At 65.4% G+C, this 5,178-nt stretch carries 3 protein-coding genes; 2 read left to right on the top strand and 1 reads right to left on the bottom strand.

Translation table 11 applies throughout. The features are described 5' to 3' along the window. Window positions 1–1,554, top strand: a 1,554-nt coding sequence (locus BGN95_RS09480) for a TonB-dependent receptor domain-containing protein (protein ID WP_286772481.1), incomplete at its 5' end; no start/stop codon positions are given. Between the two features lie 130 nt (window positions 1,555–1,684). After that, a complete protein-coding gene (gene infC, locus BGN95_RS09475) occupies window positions 1,685–2,218 on the top strand; it encodes a translation initiation factor IF-3 (protein WP_179513202.1) in 534 nt (177 codons plus the stop codon). A gap of 154 nt (window positions 2,219–2,372) precedes the next feature. Here infC and BGN95_RS09470 read toward each other — a convergent pair whose 3' ends face one another. Continuing rightward, a complete protein-coding gene (locus BGN95_RS09470; protein WP_286772480.1) occupies window positions 2,373–5,120 on the bottom strand; it encodes a [protein-PII] uridylyltransferase in 2,748 nt (915 codons plus the stop codon). Window positions 5,121–5,178: the final 58 nt, after the last annotated feature.

The raw sequence follows: 5,178 nt of genomic DNA, 5'->3' as shown, positions 1-5,178 counted from the left end.
GATGTCTCCGACGACATCAAATATGGCAAGGATTACGAGCGCTACGCCAATTGCCTGCTGATGGCGCAGGCGCTGCCGAGCGCGCTGCTGCCGAGCAACCAATATTGCGTCAACGTGCCCGTGGTGCAGCGGACGATCGCCGCGCTGCCGCCCGGCACCGCCCGCTCGACCTTGCAGGCGCTGATCGCCAATCCGGCGCGCCCCGGCTTCGGCAGCCTCGCTGCGGTGCTCGGCCAGCCCAATATCGCGATCAACGGCACCGGCAGCAACGGCTCCGATTTCCGCCAGAACAGCTCGAACTATGCGATCTTCACCCACAATACCTTCGATGTGGTGCCCGACAAACTGATGCTGACGATCGGCGCGCGCTACACCTGGGAGCGCAAGAAGCTGCAAGGCGTGGCGATGCAGAACGACACGCTCTGCCCGCTGATCGTCAATTCGCCGTTCCAGTCGCTCGCCGCCTTGCCCTGCGTGATCAACGGCACCGCGCCGAGCATCGCGGCGGGGTCGCCCGGCACGCGCTTCAGCGACGGCGAATGGACTGGCACCGCGGTCTTGTCGTTCAAGCCGGTCGACGCGCTGATGATCTACGCCTCGGCATCGAAGGGCTATAAGGCGGGCGGGTTCAACCTCGATTATTCAGCGCTCGATCGCACCTGCAACACCGCGTTCGATGCCGCCTGCGCGGCGCGGCTGGCGCTGCCGGCCAATATGCCGGGCAACGGCCGCCCCGAGGCCGCCGATCTCGCCTTCGCCAGCGAGAAGGTCAACGCTTATGAAATCGGCCTCAAATGGAAAGGGCCCGGGGTCGATATCAACCTCGCCGGCTTCTACCAGGAATATAGCGACTATCAGCTCAACACCTATAATGGCGTGAACTTCGAGGTCACCAACATCCAGTCGTGCCGCGATAGTCTGCAGGGCGCGGATCGCGATGCCTCGGCGCTGACCGGCGGCTGTTCGCCCGATCGGCTGCGCCCCGGCGTGATCTCCAAGGGGTTCGAGATCGAGGCGTTCCTGCGCCCGATCCGGCAGGTCTCGGTCAATATGGCGCTGACCTATACCGACGCCAAATATCGCGACAATCTGGTCGGCACCGGCGGGCGCCCGCTGTCGCCGGTGCTGTTCCAGCTCCCCGGCAACAGCGTGTCGAACGCGCCGCGCTACACCGTCACCACCGGGGTGAGCTGGTCTCCGCAGGTCAGCGACAAGCTTTCCGCGCTCTTCTACCTCGACGCGCGGCTGCAGAGCGACACCAACACCGGCTCCGATCTCGATCTCGAAAAGGTGCAGGACGCCTTCGTCGTGGTGAACGGCCGCATCGGCCTCTACGGCCCCGACAAGAAATGGGGCGTGGAGTTCTGGGCGCAGAACATCTTCAACCAGCGCTATTTCCAGATCGGCGCCGACATGCCGCTGCAAGGCAGCGGGACGTGGCGCTCGGTCGCCGCACCGGCGTCGAGCGGCTTCGCGGGCTCAGCCAACCAATTGTTCGTCGGATTCCCCGGCGAACCGCGCATGTACGGCGTCACCTTGCGCGGCGCGTTCTGACCGCCATTGCGCCGAGGACACGGCCGTCGCGACAAATATCGCGGCGGCCGTTTCGCATCTTTCGGTTTGGCCCGGGAAGCCTTATATCGCGCGCGATGAATCAGCAGGAGAAGTACCTATCCGTCCGCCCATGATGCGCCGCCCGATGCAGGCGCCGCCGATGAATGGCCCCCGTTTCAACGAGTGGATTCAAAGCCCCAAGGTCCGTGTGATCGACCATGAGGGCGAGAATCTCGGCGTGATGTACACGCGCGAGGCGATCGAACAGGCCCGCGAGGTCGGCCTCGACCTGGTCGAGGTGTCGCCCAACGCCGATCCGCCCGTGGCCAAGTTCCTCGATGTCGGCAAATATAAATACGAGGCGCAGAAAAAGGCGAACGCCGCCCGCAAGTCTCAGAAGACGCAGGAGATCAAGGAGATCAAAATGCGTCCGAACATCGACGACCACGATTACGACACCAAGATGAAGAAGGTCGTCGAGTTCATCGAGGAGGGCGATAAGGTCAAGGTGACGATGCGCTTCCGCGGGCGCGAGCTGAGCCACGGCCAGCTCGGCATGGCGGTGCTCCAGCGCGTCGCCGAAGCGGTTGCAGAAATCGCCAAGGTCGAAGCCTATCCGCGCATGGAAGGCCGCCAGATGCTGATGGTGCTGGCGCCGAAGTAAGGCCCGGTTCGGCAATCCCCAAGAATTGCCGAATCCCATTCACCACGCCCACGTCATTCCCGCGAAGGCGGGAATCCATTAGCGCCGCGGTTCCGATTCTATCGAGAGGCCAGCGACAATGGATTCCCGCCTTCGCGGGAACGATGGAGGGCCGCTAGGCCGCCAGTTCCGCCGTCACCCCCGCCGCCGCATCGAGCAGCCGTTTCTCCAGCGCCTTGACCCGCGCGCCGGCGGTGATCTTGTCCCCGGTCAGATCGGTCAGGTAGAAAGTATCCACCGCGCGCTCGCCATAAGTCGCGACATGCGCCGAATGGATCGTCACCTTCGACTGGAACAACGCATGCGCAAGCTGGTTGAGCAGCGCCGGCCGATCGCGCGCATTGATCTCCACCACGGTGAAGCGGTTGGAAGCGTGATTGTCGACCAGCACATTGGGCACGATGCGGAAGGCGTCGGCGCGGACGCGCGGCGGCGCCTTGGCCTTCAGCCGGTCGATCAATTTGCCGCGATTGGCCAAAGCATCCTCGATCGCGGTGCGTAGCCGGTTGAGCTGCCCCGCCTCCTCGAACGGCCGCCCGAGCGGATCCTGGACGAGGAAATTGTCGAGCGCCATCCCGTCGCGCGTGGTGTGGATCCGCGCGTCGATGATATTGCCCCCGGCGAGGTGGATCGCCCCCGCGATGCGATAGAAGATCCCCGGGTGATCGGCGGCATAGACCGTCACCAATGTCGCATCGCGCCCCGGATAGATTTGCGCGTCGATCGCGAGCTGCGCATCGCCCGCCGCGGTGATGAAGCGCGCATTATACGCCAGCACATCCTCGGGCTCCGCGATCCAATAAGGCTCGGGCAGCCGCCGGGCATAAGCGCGCAGCGCCTTTTCGTCCCACCCCAGGCTCCGTGCGAGATTGGCCTGTTTCTGCTCGAGCCGCTCGCTGCGCCCGCGCTGCTTGTGGCCGAGCCGCAGCACTTCCTCCGCCGCCTCGTAGAGATCGGTGAGCAATTGCCGCTTCCACCCGTTCCAGGTCCCCGGCCCGACCGCGCGGATATCGACCACGGTGAGCGCGAGCAGCATGCGGAGCCGCTCGGGCGACTGCACGACGGCGGTGAAATCGAGGATCGTCTTGAAATCCGAAAGGTCGCGCTTGAACGCGGTCGCCGACATCAGCAGGTGGTAACGCACCAGCCACGCCACCGTCTCGGTCTCCGCCGGGGTCAGCCCGAAGCGCGGGCACAGCCGCTCGGCCACCTGCGCGCCGAGCACCGAATGATCGCCCCCGCGCCCCTTGGCGATATCGTGCAGCAATACCGCAGCATAAAGCGCGCGACGCGACACGATCTGGCGGAAGATCGCGGTCGAGAGCGGATGCTCGTCGGAAAATTCGCCATGCTCGATCTGGCTCAGCAAGCCGATCGCGCGGATCGTATGCTCGTCGACGGTATAATGGTGGTACATGTCGAACTGCATCTGCGCCACGACGCGCCCGAAATCGGGGACGAAACGGCCGAACACCCCCGCCTCGTTCATCCAGCGCAGCACCAGTTCGGGGTCGCGCGGGCTCGCCAGCACGTCGAGGAACAAGGCGTTGGCGCGCGGGTCGTCACGGATGTCGTCGACCAATTTGGCGTCGCGGTTCGCCGCGCGCATCGCCAGCGGGTGGATTTCCAGCCGGTGCAGATCGGCGAGCTGGAAAATCTCGATCAGCCGCACCGGATCCTCGGCGAAGAAATCGTCGCGCGGCAGCGCCAGCCGCCCGCGATCGAGCACGAAGCCGCCCAGCTTGCGCGGTCGCCGGCGGATCGTCGGCAACCCGAAGCGGCGCCCGCGCGCGGCGAATTGCTCGTCGAGATGCGCGATGAACACCCCGGTCAGCGTCCCCACCGTCTTCGCCTGCAGGAAATAATATTGCATGAAGCGCTCGACCCCCGAGCGCCCCGGCCGTTCGGAAAAGCGCATCCGCTCGGCGATCTCGCGCTGGACGTCGAAGGTCAGCCGGTCCTCGGCGCGCCCGGTGATGAGATGCAGGTGGCAGCGCACCGCCCACAGGAAATTGTCGGCGCGGTGGAACTGGCGATATTCGGCCGCGGTGAGCAGCCCCTTGCCTACCAGCTCGGCGGCGCGATCGACGTCGTAGATATATTTGCCGATCCAGAACAAGGCATGGAGATCGCGCATCCCCCCCTTGCCCTCTTTGACGTTGGGCTCGACGACATAGCGCGAATCGCCCATCTTGATGTGGCGCTGGTCGCGCTCGGCAAGCTTGTCGGCGATGAACTGGCGCTCGGTGCCGCGCTGCACCTCGGCCTTGAAGCGCAGCGCCGCTTCGTCGGCGAGCGCCTCGTCGCCCCATACGTAGCGCGCCTCGAGCAAGGCAGTGCGGATCGTCACGTCGCTCTTCGCCTGGCGCACCATTTCGTCGAGCGAGCGGCTCGAATGCCCGACCTTCAGCCCGAGATCCCACAAGGCATAGAGCATCGATTCGATCACCTGCTCGGCCCAGGGGGTCTGCTTCCACGGGGTGAGGAAGGCGATGTCGACATCCGAATGCGGCGCCATCTCGCCGCGCCCGTAGCCGCCGACCGCGAGTATCGCGAGCCGCTCGGCCGCGGTGGGGTTGCTCAGCGGATAGAGCCGCTGGGTCACCGCGTCGAACAGCACGCGGATCAATTGGTCGATCAGGAACGCCTGGCCGTTCGCCGCCTCCAGCCCGCGCGTCGGACGCTCGGCGAGCCGCTGCGCGATCTCCGCCCGGCCCGCGTCGAGCGCGAGCTTGAGCTCGGCGGTCACCGCACGGCGCAAGGTCCCTGGATCGGCGATGTCGAGCGCGGCAACGCGATCGGACAAGGCACGCCGGTCGATGATCGCGCGGCGGTGCGGCAGGTTATCGAAACGGCTCGACATATCGCGCCGGGTTACAGGAAAGCGCGGGGATGGTCGAACCTTCCTTCGTCATTCGCGC

Origin of the sequence: Sphingomonas sp. 66-10 (genome assembly GCF_001897045.1) — a bacterium.
GTDB lineage: Bacteria > Pseudomonadota > Alphaproteobacteria > Sphingomonadales > Sphingomonadaceae > Sphingomonas > Sphingomonas lycopersici.
Note: the sequence above shows the minus strand (reverse complement) of the source record. Positions and strands in the feature narration are given on the sequence as shown.

Coding starts and splice junctions, on each gene's coding strand:
- infC (WP_179513202.1), top strand. CDS start 1,685: ATGATGCGCCGCCCGATGCAGGCGCCGCCGATGAATGGCCCCCGTTTC.
- BGN95_RS09470 (WP_286772480.1), bottom strand. CDS start 5,120: ATGTCGAGCCGTTTCGATAACCTGCCGCACCGCCGCGCGATCATCGAC.